Origin of the sequence: Flavobacterium sp. GT3P67, from assembly GCF_004349155.1 — a bacterium.
Taxonomy (GTDB): domain Bacteria; phylum Bacteroidota; class Bacteroidia; order Flavobacteriales; family Flavobacteriaceae; genus Flavobacterium; species Flavobacterium ranwuense.
Map to the genome: position 1 here is coordinate 246,935 of NZ_SMLF01000001.1, position 21,954 is coordinate 268,888.

The window sequence follows — 21,954 nt, forward strand, 5'->3', positions numbered from 1 at the left end:
TCTATAAAATTTGTATTTAATTATTTTATCTATGTCAAAATTATACATCGTTCCTACGCCTATTGGCAATCTCGAAGACATGACTTTTCGAGCGATTCGGATTCTTAAGGAAGTCGATTTGATTCTCGCCGAAGACACCCGTACGAGTGGAAAATTGTTAAAGCATTTCGAAATTGGCACGCACATGTACAGCCATCACATGCACAACGAGCACAAAACCATCGAGAATTTAATTTCGAGGTTGAAAGCCGGAGAAAACATCGCTTTGATATCAGATGCGGGAACGCCAGCCATTTCGGATCCCGGTTTTCTATTGACCCGCGCTTGTGTTGAAAACGGAATTGACGTCGAATGTTTACCCGGCGCAACGGCTTTCGTTCCCGCATTAGTCAACAGCGGTTTGCCCAATGACAAGTTTGTTTTCGAAGGTTTTTTGCCTGACAAAAAAGGGCGTCAAACCCGATATTTAGCCTTGGCGGAAGAAACAAGAACGATGATTTTATATGTTTCTCCCCATAAATTAGTGAAGACTTTAGCGGAATTCATTACCTATTTTGGCGAAGACCGTCAAATATCGGTTTCCAGAGAATTATCCAAACTGCACGAAGAAAATGTTCGCGGAACGGTGAAAGAAGTGGTCGCCCATTTTGATAAAATAGCACCAAGAGGAGAGATTGTCGTCGTAGTCAGTGGAAAAACAATCACTAAAGAGCCTAAAAAAAGTAAATTTTCGGAAGAAGAATAACCTACAAAAACACCATGAATTTAGAATCCTTTTTAGAAAAATTAAAGCAGACACCCGAATCTATCATTTTTGCAGAAACCATTGCAACAATTGAAGAAAACTACGACTTTACTCCAACGGCATTTGAGAACGGATTGCAACACAATACCGCAGGAGAAAATTCAGGATCTTGCAAGTTATTTGCTTTCGCCGAAATTCATAACTTATCAGAAGCAGCTACATTAGCCTGTTTTGGAGCATATTATTATGAAGATGTTTTAAAAAATCCAAACGGAACTGATCATCAAAACATTCGTAATTTCATGAAAACCAGTTGGGATGGAATTGCATTTTACGGAAGTGCTTTAGTATTGAAATAAAATAGTTAAACTGCTAATTCGAAAATTAAATCGACAGACACAATTAGCGAATTAGCGGTTATTCTTTTTTTAGAGTTCCTAAAATCCTAATTTCAAAATCTAAAATCCCAAATCACTATGCGTTGGACCCTCAAATCAAAACCTTCCGAAGATACCGTAAGAAATTTGGCGAAAGCTTTGAATGTAGAAGATTTTGTGGCCACTTTATTAGTGCAACGCGGTATCGAAACTTTTGAAGATGCCAAACTCTTTTTTCGTCCGAGTTTAGAAGATTTACATGATCCGTATTTGATGAAAGATATGGAAAAAGCAGTCGCTCGAATTGAAAAAGCAATTGAAAATGAGGAAAATATCCTTGTTTTTGGCGATTATGATGTCGATGGAACCACTGCAGTTTCTCTCGTTTCTTCCTATTTAAAAACGTATTATCCAAACGTGGCGACCTATATTCCGGATCGTTATGACGAAGGTTATGGAATTTCATTTAAGGGAATCGACTTTGCTGATGACAATGGATTTTCACTCATCATTGCTTTGGATTGCGGTATAAAATCCATCGATCATGTGGCTTACGCCAAAGTACGAAACATCGATTTTATCATTTGCGACCACCACAGACCCGGTGAATTCTTACCGGAAGCCGTTGCCGTTCTCGACCCAAAACGAGACGATTGCAACTATCCTTATGATGAATTGTGTGGTTGTGGAATAGGTTTCAAATTGATTCAGGCTTTAGGTCTCAACCGAAACCAAACAATAGATGATTTGATTCCGTATCTGGATTTAGTTTCGGCGGCGATTGCTGCTGATATCGTCCCGATGACCGGAGAAAATCGGGTGCTGGCTTATTTTGGTTTGCAAGTCATCAACACTGACCCAAGACCGGGAATCAAAGCCATCATTCACCAAATAAAAAAACAAACCTTAGATATTACCGATGTTGTTTTCATCATCGCACCCAGAATAAACGCTGCCGGACGCATTAAACACGGCAATCATGCGGTGGAATTATTAACCGAATTTGATTTTGAGCAAGCCCAACAATTTGCTTCAGAAATTGAAGCGTATAATTCGGAGCGAAAGGATTTAGATAAATTAATCACCAAAGAAGCGCTCAAACAAATTGAGGAAAACAATGAAAAAGAACGTTTTACTTCGGTAGTTTTTCAAGAGGATTGGCACAAAGGCGTGATTGGAATTGTCGCTTCCCGATTGATCGAAACCTATTATCGTCCGACACTTGTTTTTACCAAAAGTGGTGATAAATATGCGGCTTCGGCACGTTCCGTAAAGGGATTTGATGTGTATAATGCACTCGAAGCCTGTACCGAACATTTGGAACAATTTGGCGGTCACATGTATGCTGCGGGGATGACTTTAGCGGCAGAAAATTATCAAATCTTCAAAGATGCTTTCGAAAAAGAAGTCGAAAGAACCATTCATCCGGATATGCTGACGCCCGAAATTGCAGTTGATGCCGAGATTGATTTTGCGGATATTACGCCAAAATTAATCCGGATTCTGAAGCAATTTGAACCGTACGGACCGCAAAATATGACGCCAATTTTCCTGACCAAAAACATCAAAGACACCGGTTATGGAAAACCTCTTGGACAAGAAGACGAACATTTAAAACTTTTTGTAAAACAAAATAACTCCGAAGGCATCGCTGCAATTGGTTTTAATTTGGGAAACAAAATCGAACTGACTACCCATCAAAAACCTTTTCAAGCCGTGTATTGCATCGATGAAAACGAATGGAAAGGTAAATTAAGTTTGCAATTGCGATTGCGAGATATTAAAGAATGATTCTTTTGTTATGAAAAAAAAAGACCCTTATTCGGCGTTGCGTTATAAAGAATTCAATATTTTTTTGTTGTTGCGGTTTGCCATGGTTTTTGGCTGGTCCATGCAATTTATCGTCATTGAATGGGAAGTTTACAGTTTGACCAAAAACCCACTATCGCTAGGTATCATTGGATTAATGGAAGTTATTCCGGCTATTTCGATGGCTTTATTTGCCGGGCACATTGTCGATCAGAAAGAGAAAAAAGGATTGCTTTTTAAATGTATTTTAGGGTTTTCAATTATTAGTTTGGGCTTGTTTCTATTTACGTGGCCACCGTTTATAAAAGACTTTTCTACTCAAACCATTTTATATTCTATTTACTTTTTCGTGTTTTTAGGAGGATTGGTCCGTGCTTTTCTTGGCCCGACCATATTTTCTCTTTTGGCATTGATTGTTCCTAAAAAAATATATCCCAATGCTGCCACATGGAGCAGTTCCGTTTGGCAAATAAGTTCAGTTTTAGGTCCTGCGGTAGCCGGTTTTTCGATCAATTGGATTGGTGTTCATTGGTCGATGTCAATCGTTTTGGGATGTTCACTTTTTGCTTTAATCGCTTTAACCCAGATTGCAACGAAGCCTATTTTGAATCCAAAAATTGGCGAACCCATTATGGAAAGTTTGAAAGAAGGTGTGAAATTTGTTTTCAACAATAAGACGATTTTAGGCGCTTTATCATTGGACATGATTGCCGTTCTTTTTGGAGGAGCCGTTGCGTTGTTACCCATTTTTGCACAAGATATTTTAAAAGTAGGGCCACAAGGATTTGGCGTTTTGAGAGCCGCTCCCGCAGTTGGTGCTTTTTTGATGTTGATAATCTCCGCTTATATTCCTTTTACCAAAAATGCAGGTATGAAACTGCTGTCGGCAATTTTTGCGTTTGGGATTTGTATTATCATTTTTGGGCTTTCGTCGATTTTTTGGTTGTCTGTTGCGGCTTTATTTTTAAGCGGTGTTTTTGACGGGATTTCGGTGGTGATACGCCAAACTATTTTGCAATTGAAGACTCCTGATCATATGCGAGGCCGAGTTGCAGCCGTGAATTCTATTTTTGTGGGTTCATCTAATGAATTGGGTGCTTTTGAAAGCGGATTAACTGCAAAACTGATGGGAACTGTTAGCGCAGTAGTCTTTGGCGGAAGCATGACATTGATCACCGTATTTCTTACCGGAGCCGTATCACCTACTTTTAGAAAACTGGACTTGCAAAAAGATATTGAGGAACATGAAAAGAGCGAATAATAAATCGATTTAAAAAATACTTTCTAAAACCCGTCGGTAAAATAATCTTAAGATTCCTTACCGACTTTTTTTATGCCTTTTTTATGCTTTATTATTTAGAACAAATATAAATAATGTGTATTTTTGTTTCAAACTGATGACACATGCAAGAAATAAAACAAATATATCATAACAATTTAGGCACGGCTTTTTACTGGAGAAAAGACAATGCTATTGTGCTGGACAAAGTTCAACTGGTTTTTAGAGAAATGGGATTTTATTTTACTCCGCAAGAACTGCAATTATTTAAGCGCTGTATTGAGGACAGCTATATCCAAAATAAATGTTGCGACGATTGTGAACTGAAAAACAAATGCCACAAATTTTTACTAAAAACGCCTTGTTCCCAAATTGATTTGGCCGTTTCCATGGAAGAATTAGATGCCGTAAAAGATTTGGTGGAAGGCACTTTGTTTAAAATAAATTTGGATGATTATTTGTATGGAGAGGGAATGAATTAGGGTTATTATTTTTTAACTATCTATCTAATAATTGCACTTATTCTTTTTAACAACTTTTATAATGCAAGAATAAGCGCAAAGCCAAAGGCGCTTTCACAGCACATACGATGATGAAGACTTCCTGTAGCTATGTAAATCCCTCTAAAAATTAACGATAACTCCATAGTGTAACGGACGTGTAATCAATACTGTTCAACACAGTTTTCATTGTTTTGTGATACGCACGCAACGAAAACTTAGCTGTTTTAGCGGTTCGTTGTTCTTTAATTGTCATTAATGTATTCTAAAATGTCACCTGGTTGACAGTCTAAGGCTTTACAAATTGCGTCTAAGGTGGTAAAACGGATTGCTTTTGCCTTTCCTGTCTTTAAGATTGAAAGGTTAGATAATGTTAAATCAACTCTTTCAGAAAGTTCATTCAGAGAAATTTTCCGTTTTGCCATCATCACATCTAAGTTTACTATTATTGGCATAGCTTAAACAGTTAAATCGTTTTCGTTTTGAATATCTATTCCCTTTTTGAAGATAGTCGCAATAACGTAGATTACAGCCGCCATCAAAATAAATGCTTGACTATCTGCCCAAAACTGGTTTAAGTTGTCGGTAACAAAACCACGATGCACTAAATTCTTAGCTGACTGTCGAGCTATGTAACTTAATAGTCCAATTGAAAGAGTGTAGTAACTAATTTGTGAAATTTGTCTCGAAACAAAGCTGTTGAATGGTTTTGACAAATCAATCTTGCCCACTAATCTGATGACTACATAAAATAGGACAGATTTCAAAATCGCTATGACAAGTATAAAACTATACATACTGAAAAAAGCCCATTTACTACGTTCATACATTTCACTTAAGTCCACCTTTTGATAAAGATTTTGGATAAATTCAGGTTTATAGAGACTGAAAATGAAATTGACTATCAAACCTCCAACCTCAATGCACAAGCCAACGAAGATGACCCAAGCCACAATATGCAAGCTTTTAAATACAATGTTGTTTGTTTTTGACATAATTCTTAAAAGTTAAAATTACATCACAAATATAATAAATAATTATTGATAAACAATAAATATATATCTATATTCAAATAATTTTGTCGGATACTAAAATATTGCAAAGTCGTACCATTAGTTTCAGTTGTGTCTTCTTGTACAATGACCGCTAACTCGTTTATAGGTCTGACAAAATCATCACAATGCACCCAAATTTATAGAGATTGATCTTGTAATCATCGAACATTACCTAAATCAAATAAATACAGAAAAAAAACACCAACGAAGAACCACTAGCATATTTATAAGTTTTTTTGCACAATAAAAAACAGGAAATCAAGAATAAATTCTCAAGAATTTATTAAAATTTTTTAATCTCAAAATTCTCACCATCAAAAACGCCATAGGTAAAATAAGTAATCCAGTCACCCAGATTCACATATTCGGCATTTTCTCCTACGGTTACTTTCATAGGCAAATGGCGGTGGCCAAAAATAAGGTAATTGTAGTGTTTGGTTTCCAGTTTTCTTTTGGAATAGAGAATCAGCCATTCATTGTCTTCGCCAAGAAAGGTCACATCTTCATCGCCAGAAATCAGTTTGTTTTTTACGGAAAGATATTGCGCCAGTTTCACGCCAATATCCGGATGAAGCCATCTAAAAAGCCATTTAAAAAACGGATTTGTAAACACTTTTTTCATGCGTTTGTATCCTAAATCACCAGGGCCTTTTCCGTCACCGTGGCCAATAAGGAATGTTTTATCTCCAAAAGTGTATTCTTGATTGTCATGAAACACGGGAATATTCAGTTCTTTCTGGAAATAGTCTTCCATCCATAAATCGTGGTTTCCCACGAAGAAATAAATAGGGATTCCGCTGTCTCGTATTTCGGCGAGTTTGCCTAAAATACGAATAAAGCCTTTTGGGACTACAGTTTTGTATTCAAACCAAAAATCAAATAAATCGCCCAATAGAAAAATAGCTTCGGCATCGCCTTTTACTTCGTCGAGCCAAGCCACAAATTTTTGTTCTCTCGGAAAACTCAATTCGGGTGTTGGTGCGCCAAAATGCTGATCGGAGGCGAAATATATTTTTTTGTTGTTGGGTAATTGCATGAAGTTACAGTATGGATTTCACATTATCACCGGCAAACCATTCTGCAAAAGAAGATTCGGTTTCTTGTAATTTTAAGGAGAAAAGAGTGATTCCTTCCGGTAATCGGCTGATGATTCTTTGCGAGAAATCAACGACCATATTTTCGCTTGTTGGTTGGTAATCTACCAAAATAACGTGGTGTCCGCGGCTCATTAATTCGTTTGCCAATTCGATATGCGGCGTTGTTCCGTTAAAAACAGTCGCATGGTCAAACTGATCTACAATTTCTTCTTTTACAATTTTCTTTAAATCCGTGAAGTCAATCACCATTCCGAATTTCACATTGGAACGATCTGTAATTGGAGTTCCAATTACCGTTACTGACAATTTATAACTATGTCCGTGGACATTTTTACATTTCCCGTCATAGCCATATAAGGCATGTCCGGTTTCGAAACTAAATTGTTTTGTAATTCTGATATTGCTCATCGGAGTTTAATTTTGATGCAAATTTAGCAAATTGATATGAGAAATGAGATGTAAATCTTGGTATTTGGATTCCACTGAGACCTAGCCCTGATAGGAGTGAAAATCCTTTTATTACCCTGTCAGGGTTTCGAACCCTGACAGGGTAATAAAAGATTGTAACGGATAGCAGGAAATAGCTCCTGAAAAAATTACTTTTTGAATTGGGACAACGCTTTTCTGGTAAAGTCAGACAACACCAATTTACCTGAAATCGCGGCGCGTTCCAACAACAATGTATCCCAATGTTGCGTTCCGTCCCACAAAACCTTTTTCATTTCGTGTAAAGCTTCGGGATTATAACTGGATAATTTAGCGCTGAAATCGGCTATTGCGGCATCCAGTTCTGCAATGGTTTCAAAAGTATTGGCGTACAATCCTTTGGCTGCGGCCCAATCAGCGGTTTTCCATTCGTGGGCTGCGAGCGTCATTTCGGTCATTGCCGTCTTACCTATTTTCTTGGAAACTACGGGTTCTATTACAAAGGGACCAATGCCAATTGCCAATTCCGATAGTTTTATTGATGCGTTTTTTGTCGCCAATGTATAATCACAAGCGGACGCAATTCCTACGCCGCCGCCAACTGCTTTTCCGTGAACGCGGCCAACAATAAGCTTGGAACACGAACGCATTGCATTGATTAAATGCGCAAATCCAGAGAAAAACTGGGTTCCTGCGGCTTCATCAGAAACCGCCAAAAGTTCATCAAAAGAAGCACCTGCACAAAAAGCTCCCGAGCCTTCGCTTTGAATAACAATCACCGAAACGGTTGGATTCGTGCTCAAAATGTTGAACTCATTCGTTAAACGATCCAACAATTCTCTTGGAAAAGAATTGCTCGAAGGATGACCAAATGCAACGGTTGCGATTTTATTTTCGATTGTTGTGAAGAGCGAACCTGTTGGGTTTTCTGATACCATAATGGGAATTTTGATGTAAAGTTAAAAAAAGTAAAGGAGGATTTGACTTTTTTTCAAATAGAATGGATTTGTATTTTGAAATTTGCTTTTTGGAAAATTTATATGTTATATTTGCGCTCTAGTTTGGGGGATTAGCTCATTTGGCTAGAGCGCTTGCCTGGCAGGCAAGAGGTGATCGGTTCGAATCCGATATTCTCCACAGAATTACTTCTAAAATAAACCAAAAACCTCAAAATCGTATGATTTTGAGGTTTTTTCATTGGAATACTACCCAAGTCCTTCATTATTTTGAATTTACTTCACTATTATAAATTCACTTCTTCTGTTAGCTTGATGCTCGCTTTCGGTGCATTCAACTCCATCGGTACATTTATTTATCAGTTGCGTTTCTCCATAGCCCTTTGCCGTTAAACGAGATTTATTAATTCCATTATTAGCTAACCATTCCATCGTTGATTTAGCTCTTCTTTCGGATAGTTTTTTGTTATAAGCATGAGTCTGTCTGCTATCAGTATGGGAACGGATATCTATTTTTATATTTGAATTTTGTTCCATTACGTCCAAAATTTTGGATAAATCTATAGCCGCATCAGGTCGGATATTGAATTTATTTAAATCAAAATAAATAACTTTAATATCAAATGCTTTTGCCAAATCATCGCCAATGGCAAGCTTTTTAATCGTTTTTTCTAACACCAATGGCACAAAAGTTTTACCAGATTCTTTAGCACTAACCACAGGAGTTTCTATCGTATTATATTCTGATTTCTCTGATTTAATGTAATATTTCGAGTCACACTCCACTTGATCAAAATCGAACTTACCGTCTTTATCTGTTAAAATTTCTTTTAGTAATTTATAGCTGCTGTCAAACAACGTTAGTTTTGCTCCAATCAGTGCCAATCCCGTTTCTTTATCCGTAACCAGACCGGTTAAAAATTGCTCACAAGGATATTCTATACTTTTTATTTCTTTAAACCTGTAAATATCATCATCGCCTTGTCCCCCTTCTCGGTTTGATGTTACATAACCCAACTGTATTTTGGGATCTATCAGCAACGAAAAATCATCCTTTGAACTATTTAAGGGTTCCCCAACGTTTAAAACGTTTTTAAAACTTCCTTCCTGTTTTGCTTTAGAAACAAATACGTCTAATCCGCCTAGTCCGGGATGTCCATCTGAGGCAAAATAAAGTTCATTTTCTGATGTAATGAACGGAAAGGTTTCTCTTCCTTCCGTATTAATGTTATTCCCTAAATTTTGTGGAGTCCCAAAACTGCCATCTTCATTAATGGACACATTAAATATATCGGATTGCCCAAATGTCCCCGGCATATCGGATGCGAAATACAGGATTTTCTCGTCTGAACTTAAAGCGGGATGTGCCACACTATAATTGTCACTATTGAATGGCAATTCGATTATATTAGTCCAGGTGTCATCTTCTAATGTTGCTTTGTAAATTTTTAACAGCATCGTTTTATTGGCATCTTTTCCTTTTTTACCATTCAGGAAATTATTTCTTGTAAAGTAAACCGTTTTCCCATCTTTAGTAAAGACGGGTGTTGACTCGTGAAATTTAGAATTCAGTTTTCGGGAAAGATGTTCAACCGATGAAAGTGTCCCATCAGATTTTCGAGTAGCCTCATAAAGATTTGTAAACCCTTCACCTGTCCAGGAATCTATTATTTTTACAAAATTTCCAATGTCTCTTGCAGAAGTAAAAACTATTTTATCCCCAAAGAAAGAACTTCCATAATCCGAATATTCAGAATTGACTCCTGCATTTTCTATAGCATATCTTCCTGAATTTTTCTTGATTACAGCCAAATAATCTTTTTGTTCTGAAGCTAATTTTGCCCTAAGATCGTTTCCATTCTCATGATTGAATTTAACCATCATGGCATCGGCTTTATCATATTCCTTAATTGCTTTTAAAGACTGTGCATAGCGATAGTAATATTCCGGAGCAACATCTTTTGTCAAGACAAATAACTCCGTATACCATTTGGCCGCTTTTGCTAAATCGCCATTAAAATAATAGGCGTTACCTAATTTCTGAAACATATCTACTGATTTGTATCCTTTTTCGGACATACGTTCATAGGTTTTTATTGCATCTATGTAGGCGTATCGATCATACTCTTTATCAGCTTTAACAACTTTAAGATTCTGAGCAGACATTTGTATCGAAGCGATACTTGATACAAGCAATAGTATAATTCTGTTTTTCATGTTAAGGCTTTTTTAGAAAAATCTTGGTGAAACTGTTTTATTTTGGATTTTGAAGAGCTCAAATCGCAAAAATATTTCATGTGAGCCCGAGTTGTAATGAGCTAATTTGGTTGTTTCTAAATCGTATCCATAACCAATAAACAACCCATCTGTAACTTGGAATCCTGCCATAGCACTAATCGCTGAACTCCATCTCCAGGCTAATCCCAATGTAAACTTCTCGTTAAATAAAAAATTTCCTGATACGTCCAATTGTAATGGGGAGCCCTCTACTGCCTTAGCTAAAAATGCTGGCTTAAATTTTAAAGTAGGATTTAAATCAAAAACATAACCTCCGATTAAATAGTAGTGCATACGTTCTTTTACTGCAGACGAGCTATTGTCATTAAAATGTTCGGTTTCTAAAAAATTAGGAACTGACAATCCTAAATATAATTTATCCGAATGATAATAAACTCCAGCTCCTATATTTGGACTAAATTTATTATCTATATTATTCTGAAATTGAGGGTCAGCCATGTCATAGCGGTCTAATTTCGTATAATCTACATTTAATAAATTAGCAGTTGCTTTTAATCCAAACGATAATTTATAATTCTCTGAGGTCTGAATAATATAAGATACATCAGCAGAAATTGTATTTTCATCAGATGCCCCAATTCTGTCATTTACAAAAGACAGTCCCACCCCTAAAGCTGAATTTTCTATTGGAGCATTAACAGAAACTGCATTAGTTACCGGAGCACCATCTAATCCTACCCACTGGGTCCTATGCAATCCAAAAACACTAATTACTCCACGACTTCCTGCATAGGCAGGATTGATGTTGGTAGTATTATACATGTAATGTGTATATTGGGCGTCTTGTTGTGCAAAACCCGACATCGTTACGAACAGTAAAATGATTATTACAATCTTTGTTTTCATAATATTTTATTTATTTATTCCGAAGAATAATTATCTGATTCTTCGGAAGTTTTTAAACTAATCTCTATTTAAATGCAGATAACCTGATTTATCAATCCCCTTACCATCTAAATCGCTATATTTAATAATATAAAAATACGTGCCGGTTGGCAATCCTTCAGATTGATTTATTGTACCCCTTCCTTCAGACATACCTCTAAACACTATATTATTATTATCATATCCTTGCGCATCATATACTTTAACCCCCCAACGATTGTAAATTTCAACGGTGTTATTCGGATAACATTCTAAACCTCTTATGTAAAAAATATCATTTGAACCGTCTCCGTTTGGTGATAGAGCATTAAATACTTTTAGAGCACAACTTTGAACACCAAGCACTGTAGAATCATCCTCTAACGGGCTATCATTATCCGATAAATCTGTAACAATTATTCCTAACGGACTCGTTCCATATACCGTTGCTTGGTTAACTACAGAACCCGCAATAACATCTTGTTGTGTTAAGGTATAAACCCCAACGAACGCAGTACTATTGGATTCCCCTGCTGACAAGCTTATTGGCCCACCCGTTAGCACAATTCCAGGTAAAAGATCCGTTATTCTTACATTATTAAGTGTCACATTCCCCATGTTTATCACCGTGAAAGCATAATTCATAATTTCTCCAACTTGCGCAAAACCATCACCGTTATTATCCTCAAACACGGCTGTTTTTATTAACGCGATAGCTGGGTTTTGTGTTAACGGAGTCGTGGTACATGTTGGACACGCCGGATTTACAGGACAAGTTACACATGGCGTTGGATCAGTTGAAGTTGCTGTTACGTTCGGTCCAGTTGGTGGCGTTCCGCTAACTGTAGCAAAATTGTAAACAATACCCGCATCGATATCTGTTTGTGAGACAATGTGTACTGCCGTGAAAGTAGTACTATCTGCAGCGCCTACAGCCAAAGTAGCTAAAGGTCCGCCAGTCACCGTTGCATTATTGTCAGTTAGCGTTACGTTAGTAAGTGGTCTATTTCCTCTATTGGCTACCACAAAAGTATAAGTAATTACATCCCCGATGTTGGTTATTCCATCACCATTCTTATCTACATATGTTCCGTCTTTAGTCAACGTAATCAATGGGGTAGAAGAAACCGGTATTGGACTAACTGTCGAGCTGTTGTTCCCTGGAGTCGGATCGGTTTGCCCTCCTGAAATCGTTGCCGTATTGGCATAAGGTCCCGTCGCGTTTACCGTGGCAATAATATCCAAAGTTGCACTGGCGCCGTTGGAAAGAGCTCCGATAGTCCAGTTTGGTGCAGTCCAAGTTCCTGCCGATGGGCTCGCACTTACAAAAGTATAGCCTGACGGCAAGGCATCCGATACAGAAACTCCTGTGGCGTCACTCGGCCCATTGTTGGTCGTCGTTATCGTGAAGGTAACATTCGAACCTACATTAGGAGTCATATTACTTACCGTTTTGATTACTGTTAAATCCGTTTGGGCAACAGGTGTTGGAGTAACCGTTGAATTGTTGTTTCCTAGGGTTGGATCGGTTTGCCCTCCAGAGATCGTTGCCGTATTGGCATAAGGTCCCGTCGCGTTTACCGTGGCAATAATATCCAAAGTTGCACTGGCGCCGTTGGCAAGAGTTCCGATTGTCCAGTTGGGTGCTGACCAAGTTCCTGTCGATGGGCTCACACTTACAAAAGTATAGCCCAACGGCAAGGCATCCGACACAGAAACTCCCGTGGCGTCACTCGGCCCATTGTTGGTCGTCGTTATCGTGAAGGTAACATTCGAACCTACATTAGGAGTCATATTACTTACCGTTTTGATTACTGTTAAATCCGTTTGAGCAACAGGCGTTGGACTAACCGTTGAGCTGTTGTTCCCTGGAGTCGGATCGGTTTGCCCTCCTGAAATCGTCGCCGTATTGGCATAAGGTCCCGTCGCATTTACCTTGGCAACAATATCCAAAGTTGCACTGGCGCCGTTGGCTAGAGCCCCGATTGTCCAGTTGGGTGCTGTCCAGATTCCTGTCGATGGACTCGCACTTACAAAAGTATAGCCTGAGGGCAAGGCATCCAATACAGAAACTCCTGTGGCGTCACTCGGCCCATTGTTGGTCGTCGTTATCGTGAAGGTGACATTCGAGCCTACATTTGGCGTAGCATTATTTACCGTTTTGATTACTATTAAATCCGCTTGAATAACCGCTGGGGTAACCGTTGAACTGTTATTCCCTGAGTTTGGATCGGTTTGTCCTCCCGAAATGGTTGCCGTATTGGCATAAACTCCTGTCGTATTTACCCTAGCCACGATTTCCAAAGTTGCACTGGCGCCGTTGGAAAGAGCTCCGATTATCCAGTTGGGTGCTGTCCAAGTTCCTGTCGATGGACTCGCACTTACAAAAGTATAGCCTGAGGGCAAGGCATCCAATACAGAAACTCCTGTAGCATCACTCTGCCCATTGTTGGTGGCCGTTATCGTGAAGCTAATATTCGAACCTACGTTTGGCGTGGGATTGTTTATCGTTTTAATTACCGTTAAATCCGTTTGGGGTATTGGTGTTGGGGTAACTGTTGAGCTGTTGTTCCCTGGGTTTGGATCGGTTTGTCCTCCCGATATGGTTGCCGTATTGGCATAAACTCCAGTCGCATTTACCGTAGCCACTATATTCAAAGTAGCACTGGTGCCGTTGGCAAGAGTTCCTATAGTCCAGTTTGGTGCTGACCAAGTTCCTGTCGATGGAGTCGCACTTACAAAAGTATAGCCTGACGCCAAGACATCCGCAACGGAAACTCCAGTGGCCGCACTCGGCCCATTGTTGCTCGCCATTATCGTGAAGGTGACATTCGAACCTACATTTGGCGTAGCATTACTTACTGTTTTGGTTACTGTTAAATCCGCTTGAATAACCGCTGGGGTAACCGTTGAGCTGTTGTTCCCCGGGCTTGGATCGGTTTGTCCTCCCGAAATGGTTGCTGTATTGGCATAAACTCCTGTCCCATTTACCGTAGCCACGATTTCCAAAGTTGCACTGGCGCCGTTAACAAGAGCTCCGATTGTCCAGTCTGGTGCTATCCAGGTTCCTGTCGATGGAGTCGCACTTACAAAAGTATAGCCTGACGGCAAGGCATCAACAACGGAAACTCCTGTGGCATCACTCGGCCCGTTATTGGTCGTCGTTATTGTGAAGCTAATATTCGAACCCACATTTGGCGTGGGATTGTTTACCGTTTTGGTCACCGTTAAATCCGTTTGGGGTGTTGGTGTTGGGGTCACCGTTGAACTGTTGTTTCCTGGGTTTGGATCGGTTTGTCCTCCCGATATGGTTGCCGTATTGACATAAGACCCCGTGGCGTTTACCGTAACAACAATATCCAAAGTTGCAGTAGCACCATTGGCAAGAGCTCCGATTGTCCAGTTGGGTGCTGTCCAAGTGGTTCCCGCCGATGGGCTCGCACTTACAAAAGTATAGCCCGACGGCAAGACATCCGCAACGGAAACTCCTGTGGCATCACTCGGCCCATTGTTAATCGCCGTTATCGTAAAGCTAATATTCGAACCTACATTTGGCGTTGTATTACTTACCGTTTTAGTTACTATTAAATCCGTTTGAGGGATTGGCGTTGGGCTAACCGTTGAACTGTTGTTCCCCGGGTTTGGATCGGTTTGTCCTCCTGAAATGGTTGCCGTATTGACATAAACTCCAGTCGCATTTACCGTGGCAATAACATCCAAAGTTGCATTGGCGCCATTGGCAAGAACTCCGATTGTCCAGTTGGGTGCTGACCAAGCGGTTCCCGCCGATGGAATCGCACTTACAAAAGTATAGCCTGACGGCAAGGCATCCAATACAGAAACCCCTGTGGCATCACCCGGCCCATTGTTGGTCGCCGTTATCGTGAAGGTAACATTAGAACCTACATTAGGACTTATATTACTTACCGTTTTGGTCACCGTTAAATCTGTTTGCGGTACCGGAACTGGGGCAACCGTTGAACTATTATCCCCTGAGTTTGGATCGGTTTGTTCTCCCGAAATGGTTGCCGTGTTGGCATAAACTCCAGTCGCATTTACCGTAGCCACGATATCCAAAGTTACACTGCTGCCGTTGGCAAGAATTCCGATTGTCCAGTTTGGCGCTGACCAAGCTCCTGCCGATGGAGTCGCACTTACAAAAGTATAGCCTGAGGGCAACACATCCGCAACGGAAACTCCTGTGGCATCACCCGGCCCATTGTTGGTCACCGTTATCGTGAAAGTAACATTAGAACCTACATTTGGCGTGAGATTATTTACCGTTTTGGTTACCGCTAAATCTGTTTGGGCAGCAGGCGTTATAGTAGCTGTTGAACTGTTGTTTCCTGAGGTTGGATCGGCTTGTCCTCCTGAAATGGTTGCCGTATTGGCATAAGGTCCCGTCGCATTTACCGTGGCAATAATATCCAAAGTTACACTGGCGCCGTTGGCAAGAGTTCCGATTGTCCAGTTTGGTGCTGTCCAAGTTCCTGTCGATGGAGTCGCACTTACAAAAGTATAGCCTGAGGGCAACACATCCGCAACGGAAACTCCTGTGGCATCACTCGGCCCATTGTTGGTCGCCATTATCGTGAAAGTAACATTCGAACCTACATTCGGCGTAGCATTACTTACCGTTTTAGTTACGGCTAAATCCGTTTGGGCAACTGGTGTTAGGGTAGCCGTTGCGCTGTTGTTCCCTGGGGTCGGATCGGTTTGTCCTCCCAAAATAATTGCCGTATTGGCATAAGGTCCCGTCGCATTTACCGTGGCAACAATATCCAAAGTTGTAATGGCGCCAATGGCAAGAGCTCCGATTGTCCAGTTTGGTGCTGTCCAAGTTCCTGTTGATGGAGTCGCACTTACAAAAGTATAGCCTGACGGCAAGACATCCACAACGGAAACTCCTGTGGCGGCATTTGGCCCAATATTGGTCGCCGTTATTGTGAAAGTAACATTCGAACCTACATTTGGCGCGGCACTATTTACCGTTTTAGTTACTGCTAAATCCGCTTGAATACCCGTTGGGGGAACCGGTACTGGGGTAACCGTTGAACTGTTGTTCCCTGGAGTCGGATCGGTTTGTCCTCCCGATATGGTTGCCGTATTGGCATAAGGTCCCGTCGCATTTACCGTAGCCACGATATTCAAAGTCGCACTGGCGCCGTTGGCAAGAGTTCCGATTGTCCAGTTTGGTGCTGTCCAAGTTCCTGCTGATGGGCTCGCACTTACAAAAGTATAGCCTGACGGCAAGGCATCCGCAACGGAAACTCCTGTGGCGGCACTCGGCCCATTGTTGGTCGCCGTTATCGTGAAGCTAACATTCGAACCTTCATCTGGTGTGGCATTGTTTACCGTTTTGGTTACTGTTAAATCCGTTTGAGCAACCGGTGTTGGACTAACTGTTGAGCTGTTGTTTCCTGGGGTCGGATCGGTTTGTCCTCCCGAAATGGTTGCCGTATTGGTATAAGACCCCGTAGCCTTAACCGTGGCTACAATATCCAAAGTTGCACTGGCGCCGTTGGAAAGAGCTCCGATTGTCCAGTTTGGTTCTGTCCAAGTTCCTGTCGACGGATTCGCACTTACAAAAGTATAGCCCGACGGCAAAGCATCTGCAACGGAAACCCCTGTGGCGGCACTCGGCCCATTGTTAGTCGCCGTTATCGTGAAAGTAACATTCGAACCTACATTAGGAGTCATATTACTTACCGTTTTGGTTACCGCTAAATCTGTTTGGGCAACAGGTGTTGGGGTAACCATAGAACTGTTGTTTCCTGAAGACGGATCGGTTTGCCCCCCTGATATGGTTGCCGTATTGGCATAAGGTCCAGTCGCGTTTACCGTAGCAACAATATCCAAAGTAGCACTGGCGCCGTTGGAAAGAGCTCCGATTGTCCAGTTGGGTGCTGTCCAGGTTCCTGTCGATGGGCTTGCACTTACAAAAGTATAGCCTGATGGCAAAGCATCCGCAACGGAAACCCCTGTGGCGGCACTCGGCCCATTGTTAGTCGCCGTTATCGTGAAAGTAACATTCGAACCTACATTAGGAGTCATATTACTTACCGTTTTGATTACCGCTAAATCTGTTTGTGCAACAGGTGTTGGGGTAACCGTAGAACTGTTGTTTCCTGGAGACGGATCGGTTTGCCCTCCTGAAATCGTTGCCGTATTGGCATAAGGTCCAGTCGCGTTTAACGTAGCAACAATATCCAAAGTTGCACTGGCGCCGTTGGCAAGAGCTCCGATTGTCCAGTTGGGTGCTGTCCAGGTTCCTGTCGATGGAGTCGCACTTACAAAAGTATAGCCTGATGGTAAGACATCCACAACGGAAACCCCTGTGGCGGCACTCGGCCCATTGTTGGTCGCCGTTATCGTGAAAGTAACATTCGAACCTACATTAGGAGTCATATTACTTACCGTTTTGATTACCGCTAAATCTGTTTGTGCAACAGGTGTTGGGGTAACCGTAAAACTGTTGTTTCCTGGAGACGGATCGGTTTGCCCCCCCGATATGGTTGCCGTATTGGCATAAACTCCAGTCGCATTTACCGTAGCAACAATATCCAAAGTTGCACTGGCGCCGTTGGCAAGAGCTCCGATTATCCAGTTGGGTGCTGTCCAGGTTCCTGTCGATGGGCTTGCACTTACAAAAGTATAGCCTGATGGCAAAGCATCCGCAACGGAAACTCCTGTGGCGGCACTCGGTCCATTGTTGGTCGCCGTTATCGTGAAAGTAACATTCGAACCTACATTAGGAGTCATATTACTTACCGTTTTGATTACTGCTAAATCCGTTCTAGGGATTGGCGTTGGGGTAACAGTCGAACTGTTGTTCCCTGGATTTGGATCGGTTTGTCCTCCTGAAATCGTTGCCGTATTGGCATAAGCTCCAGTCGCATTTACCGTAGCCACAATATTCAAAGTAGCACTGGAGCCATTGGCCAGAGTCCCTACAGTCCAGTTTGGCGCTGACCAGGTAGTTCCCGCCGATGGGGTTGCACTCACAAAAGTATAGCCTGAGGGCAAGGCATCAGATACCGAAACTCCAGTGGCGGCACTCGGCCCATTGTTGGTCGCCGTTATCGTGAAGCTAACATTCGAACCTACGTTAGGCGTGAGATTGTTTATCGTTTTAATTACCGTTAAATCCGTTTGAGGGGTTGGTGTTGGGGTAACTGTTGAGCTGTTGTTCCCTGGGTCTGGATCGGTTTGTCCTCCCGATATCGTTGCCGTATTGGCATAAACTCCAGTCGCATTTACCGTAGCCACGATATTCAAAGTAGCACTGGTGCCGTTGGCAAGAGTTCCTATAGTCCAGTTTGGTGCTGACCAGGTGGTTCCCGCCGATGGGCTCGCACTTACAAAAGTATAGCCTGACGGCAAGACATCCGCAACGGAAACTCCTGTGGCATCACTCGGCCCATTGTTGCTCGCCATTATCGTGAAAGTAACATTCGAACCTACATTAGGCGTAGCATTACTTACCGTTTTGGTTACTGTTAAATCCGCTTGAGTAACCGTTGGGGTAACCGTTGAGCTGTTGTTCCCCGAGTTAGGATCCGTTTCTCCTCCCGAAATGGTTGCCGTATTGGCATAAACTCCAGTCGCATTTACCGTAGCCACGATATTCAAAGTCGCACTGGCGCCGTTGGCAAGAGCTCCTATTGTCCAGTTTGGTGCTGACCAGGTGGTTCCCGCCGATGGAGTCGCATTTACAAAAGTATAGCCTGACGGCAAGACATCCACAACAGAAACTCCTGTGGCAGCCCTCGGTCCATTGTTGGTCGCCGTTATCGTGAAGGTAACATTCGAACCCACATTTGGCGCAGAATTGTTTACCGTTTTAATTACGGCTAGATCACTAACGCAAACTAATGAGTCTCCACTACTATTTTTGGTATCAACAAAAGCTCCATATACTCTAATAGAATTGATAACTCCAACAAGAGAACCCACAGTAAACTTAATCTCGTCGAAAGGCAAACTTACGTTAAACCCTACATTATAGTACCCAGGGCCAGACCCCAAAATAGGAGCACTTAATAATGTCAAATCAATTAACTGCCCTCCGGATTTTGATTCTTGAAGGACTCCATTATTATAGGTAGTGACCGTTAAGGATTGAAATAAATTTAATTGTAGTAAAGTGTTTAAATCTTTAATAACAAATCCAGCGAAAGTACCTGCCGGATATGTATATAACTGATCTATTACTGCAATTGAACCTGATCCAATAACACCTGCTATAACATCAATTTTAGCAAAATCTGTAATGTCGGAAGTCAGCACATTATTGGTATTGTTGACAGCACAAGCAACACAAGCCACACCATCAACTCCAGTCTTATCACCATCAATGACTACTGGGAAATCAGGATTTGTCCATGCATAAGACTCATTACACGCTACTGTAGCCTCGCAATATTTTTGAAAAACTACTGCATAAACCTTGGTAATACCTAAATTTACCGATACAAGATTTGTTAAAGTAATTCTAACCTCATCAAAAGCTAATGTGGATACAAACCCAATAGTCTGCCTGCTTGTCCCTACTAATAAGTTTGTTCCTATAGAAATCAAGGCCGCATTACCCGATTTAGTTTCTTGCTCCGTACCGTTTAAATAGGTTGTTATACTGATGGCATCAAAAACATTTACATTTAATAAAGATGGATTTTCAATATCATAACCTGCAAATGTTCCTGCCGGATAATCTGTTATTTCGTCTTTTATGGAAAGACTCCCTTTAGTACCAACACTTGTCGTTAAATTGATTTCGGCATAATTTGTAGTATTTACATCAATTAGGTTATCCTGACCAGTAACGCTACAAAGAGCACAAACTACACCATCTATTCCAGTCTTAGCTCCATTTACATAAACAGGATAGGCAGGAGCAATAAGCGCCGTCTGCGTATTACAAGGCAGACTTGGCCCTGCACAAAATTTCTCGAACACCGCACTGTACACTTTGGTAGAACCAAGATTAATTCCAACCGCCTGGTTAACGGTTATTCGCACTTCATCAAAGGAAGAATTAGATACAAAACCTAATTTATAACGACCTGTTGCACTCAATAGAACTCCATTTACCAATAAACTATTACCGGCGAATTCCTCTCTAAGTATTCCATTTGAATAAGTCCTTATTTGTAAACTCCCAAGAGCAGATACACTTACTAAATTAGAATTCTCTATTTCAAAACCCGCAAAAGTCCCGGCTGGATAATCCGTAACCTGATCTTTAACCGCAATACTTCCAGAAGCTAACAAACCAACTGTCAGATTAATAGTGGCAAAATCTGTGGTGTTTGAGCTAGTAACATTTTCAGCACCTGAAATGCTTCCGACACTTACACCAGATAACCCCGTATGAGTATTTTCAATAGACACTGGAAATGTTGGCAAGTTCATTGCCGTGGCAACGTTACAATCCAATGCAGGACCTGCGCAGTAATTTCGGATTACCGGATAATATACTTTGACAGAATTCAACAAACCTACCAAACTGCCAACACTAATCTCAATCGCATCAAAGGGATTCGTTGAATTAAAACCCACTATATAATTTCCAGGACTAGAAAGCAAACTTAGACTTAATAAAGAATTCCCCGTAAATGTTTCTTGTGGAGTACTATTACCATTTAGGTAGGTTTTAATCGTAATTTTATTCAACAATTCTAATGACAAAATACCTCCAGAAGGTGCAATTCTGTATCCCACAAAAGTACCCGAAGCATAATCTGTATCACTATCCGTTACTTTGAAATGAACAGAACCAGCGATTCCTAAAGGAACTGATGCAGTAGCAAAATTAGTCAAATCCGCATCTATCAATCTCTCTTCGTTTGAAGCTGAGCAAAGCAAACATGCTAACCCGCCAGAAGTGGTTCCTTCTGCCGTCAGACTCCCAAAAGTACTGTCTATAAAAGGTATTGGATCTTCGGTATTACATTGACCATAAAGATTGGATTTAAATAGTGCAAAGAAGACGAATAGAAAAAAAACTATTCTAGAGGAATATTTATCTTTAAACATGACTATGTTGATTAAATTAAACTTAAAAAAATGCAAACTGATTTAATAAGAAATTTTAACAAAAAAGAAACTTGGACAAAACAATATTTGTACAATTAGGGGGAACTTGACACTATTTGTCTAGCCTAATAAAGGAAATTACACACTACTAGTGCGCAGTTGTGCTATTGATAAGAAATTAGCGTGGATTGAAGTGATATAATTATACCTGAGAGAAAAACAAACATATAAAACAGAAGTATTGTCCGATTAAAAAAGTATTTTTTTTTCATAAAATTTTATTTATGTTAAATCCATTTAATACACACATTATAGATTTAAATTATTCACTTTATCGAACAAACGATTCACTTTATCAAATAAAGCAACAGGAGCTATACGTTATCATTTTTTTTATTTTAACAATCTTTTACCTTACAAAGTTATTCTTTCTTAATCTCTAAAGCCTAAATTATATGTAGTAATAAACTTACTTTAATGTAGAATTATTACTACACGTAATAAATTAAA

At 40.5% G+C, this 21,954-nt stretch carries 13 protein-coding genes and 1 tRNA gene; 6 read left to right on the top strand and 8 right to left on the bottom strand.

What is annotated here, in order from left to right; genetic code table 11:
* Window positions 1-31: 31 nt before the first annotated feature.
* From rsmI to E0H99_RS01070, 5 genes are all read left to right on the top strand, one after another.
* A complete protein-coding gene (rsmI, locus tag E0H99_RS01050) occupies window positions 32-745 on the top strand; it encodes a 16S rRNA (cytidine(1402)-2'-O)-methyltransferase (RefSeq protein WP_099714190.1) in 714 nt (237 codons plus the stop codon).
* A 14-nt stretch (window positions 746-759) separates the two neighbouring features.
* Window positions 760-1,104, top strand: a complete 345-nt coding sequence (locus E0H99_RS01055; protein ID WP_131990399.1) for a HopJ type III effector protein — start codon at window positions 760-762, stop codon at window positions 1,102-1,104.
* Window positions 1,105-1,221: 117 nt separating this feature from the next.
* Window positions 1,222-2,913 (top strand): single-stranded-DNA-specific exonuclease RecJ, encoded by a 1,692-nt coding sequence (gene recJ, locus E0H99_RS01060; protein ID WP_131990400.1) that lies wholly within the window; start codon window positions 1,222-1,224, stop codon window positions 2,911-2,913.
* A 10-nt stretch (window positions 2,914-2,923) separates the two neighbouring features.
* Window positions 2,924-4,192, top strand: coding sequence for an MFS transporter (locus tag E0H99_RS01065; RefSeq protein WP_131990401.1), 1,269 nt, complete (start codon window positions 2,924-2,926; stop codon window positions 4,190-4,192).
* A gap of 143 nt (window positions 4,193-4,335) precedes the next feature.
* Window positions 4,336-4,692, top strand: a complete 357-nt coding sequence (locus E0H99_RS01070; protein WP_131990402.1) for a hypothetical protein — start codon at window positions 4,336-4,338, stop codon at window positions 4,690-4,692.
* A gap of 263 nt (window positions 4,693-4,955) precedes the next feature.
* On the opposite strand, the gene E0H99_RS01075 is transcribed toward E0H99_RS01070, so the two are convergent.
* From E0H99_RS01075 to E0H99_RS01095, 5 genes are all read right to left on the bottom strand, one after another.
* The gene (locus E0H99_RS01075; protein WP_131990403.1) at window positions 4,956-5,165 is read right to left on the bottom strand and encodes a helix-turn-helix domain-containing protein; all 210 of its coding nucleotides are present in this window, start codon (window positions 5,163-5,165) and stop codon (window positions 4,956-4,958) included.
* Window positions 5,166-5,168: 3 nt separating this feature from the next.
* Window positions 5,169-5,705, bottom strand: a complete 537-nt coding sequence (locus E0H99_RS01080; protein WP_131990404.1) for a DUF2975 domain-containing protein — start codon at window positions 5,703-5,705, stop codon at window positions 5,169-5,171.
* A gap of 343 nt (window positions 5,706-6,048) precedes the next feature.
* Window positions 6,049-6,801 carry a UDP-2,3-diacylglucosamine diphosphatase gene (locus E0H99_RS01085; protein WP_131990405.1) on the bottom strand — a complete coding sequence of 251 codons (753 nt, stop codon included), beginning with the start codon at window positions 6,799-6,801 and terminating at the stop codon, window positions 6,049-6,051.
* 4 nt (window positions 6,802-6,805) lie between these two features.
* Complete coding sequence (locus E0H99_RS01090; protein WP_131990406.1) at window positions 6,806-7,270, bottom strand: 6-pyruvoyl trahydropterin synthase family protein; 465 nt, start codon at window positions 7,268-7,270, stop codon at window positions 6,806-6,808.
* Window positions 7,271-7,458: 188 nt separating this feature from the next.
* Window positions 7,459-8,226 carry an enoyl-CoA hydratase/isomerase family protein gene (locus E0H99_RS01095; RefSeq protein ID WP_131990407.1) on the bottom strand — a complete coding sequence of 256 codons (768 nt, stop codon included), beginning with the start codon at window positions 8,224-8,226 and terminating at the stop codon, window positions 7,459-7,461.
* Window positions 8,227-8,351: 125 nt separating this feature from the next.
* Here E0H99_RS01095 and E0H99_RS01100 point away from each other — a divergent pair.
* Window positions 8,352-8,425, top strand: a tRNA-Ala gene (locus E0H99_RS01100).
* 95 nt (window positions 8,426-8,520) lie between these two features.
* Here E0H99_RS01100 and E0H99_RS01105 read toward each other — a convergent pair.
* Genes E0H99_RS01105 through E0H99_RS01115 form a run of 3 tightly spaced genes read right to left on the bottom strand, consistent with a single transcriptional unit; the run spans window position 8,521 to window position 21,444 of the window.
* Window positions 8,521-10,461: an OmpA family protein gene (locus E0H99_RS01105; RefSeq protein WP_131990408.1), complete on the bottom strand. Its 1,941-nt coding sequence runs from the start codon at window positions 10,459-10,461 to the stop codon at window positions 8,521-8,523.
* A gap of 12 nt (window positions 10,462-10,473) precedes the next feature.
* A complete protein-coding gene (locus E0H99_RS01110) occupies window positions 10,474-11,388 on the bottom strand; it encodes a type IX secretion system membrane protein PorP/SprF (RefSeq protein WP_131990409.1) in 915 nt (304 codons plus the stop codon).
* 57 nt (window positions 11,389-11,445) lie between these two features.
* Window positions 11,446-21,444, bottom strand: a complete 9,999-nt coding sequence (locus E0H99_RS01115; protein WP_131990410.1) for a gliding motility-associated C-terminal domain-containing protein — start codon at window positions 21,442-21,444, stop codon at window positions 11,446-11,448.
* Between the last annotated feature and the right edge of the window lie 510 nt (window positions 21,445-21,954).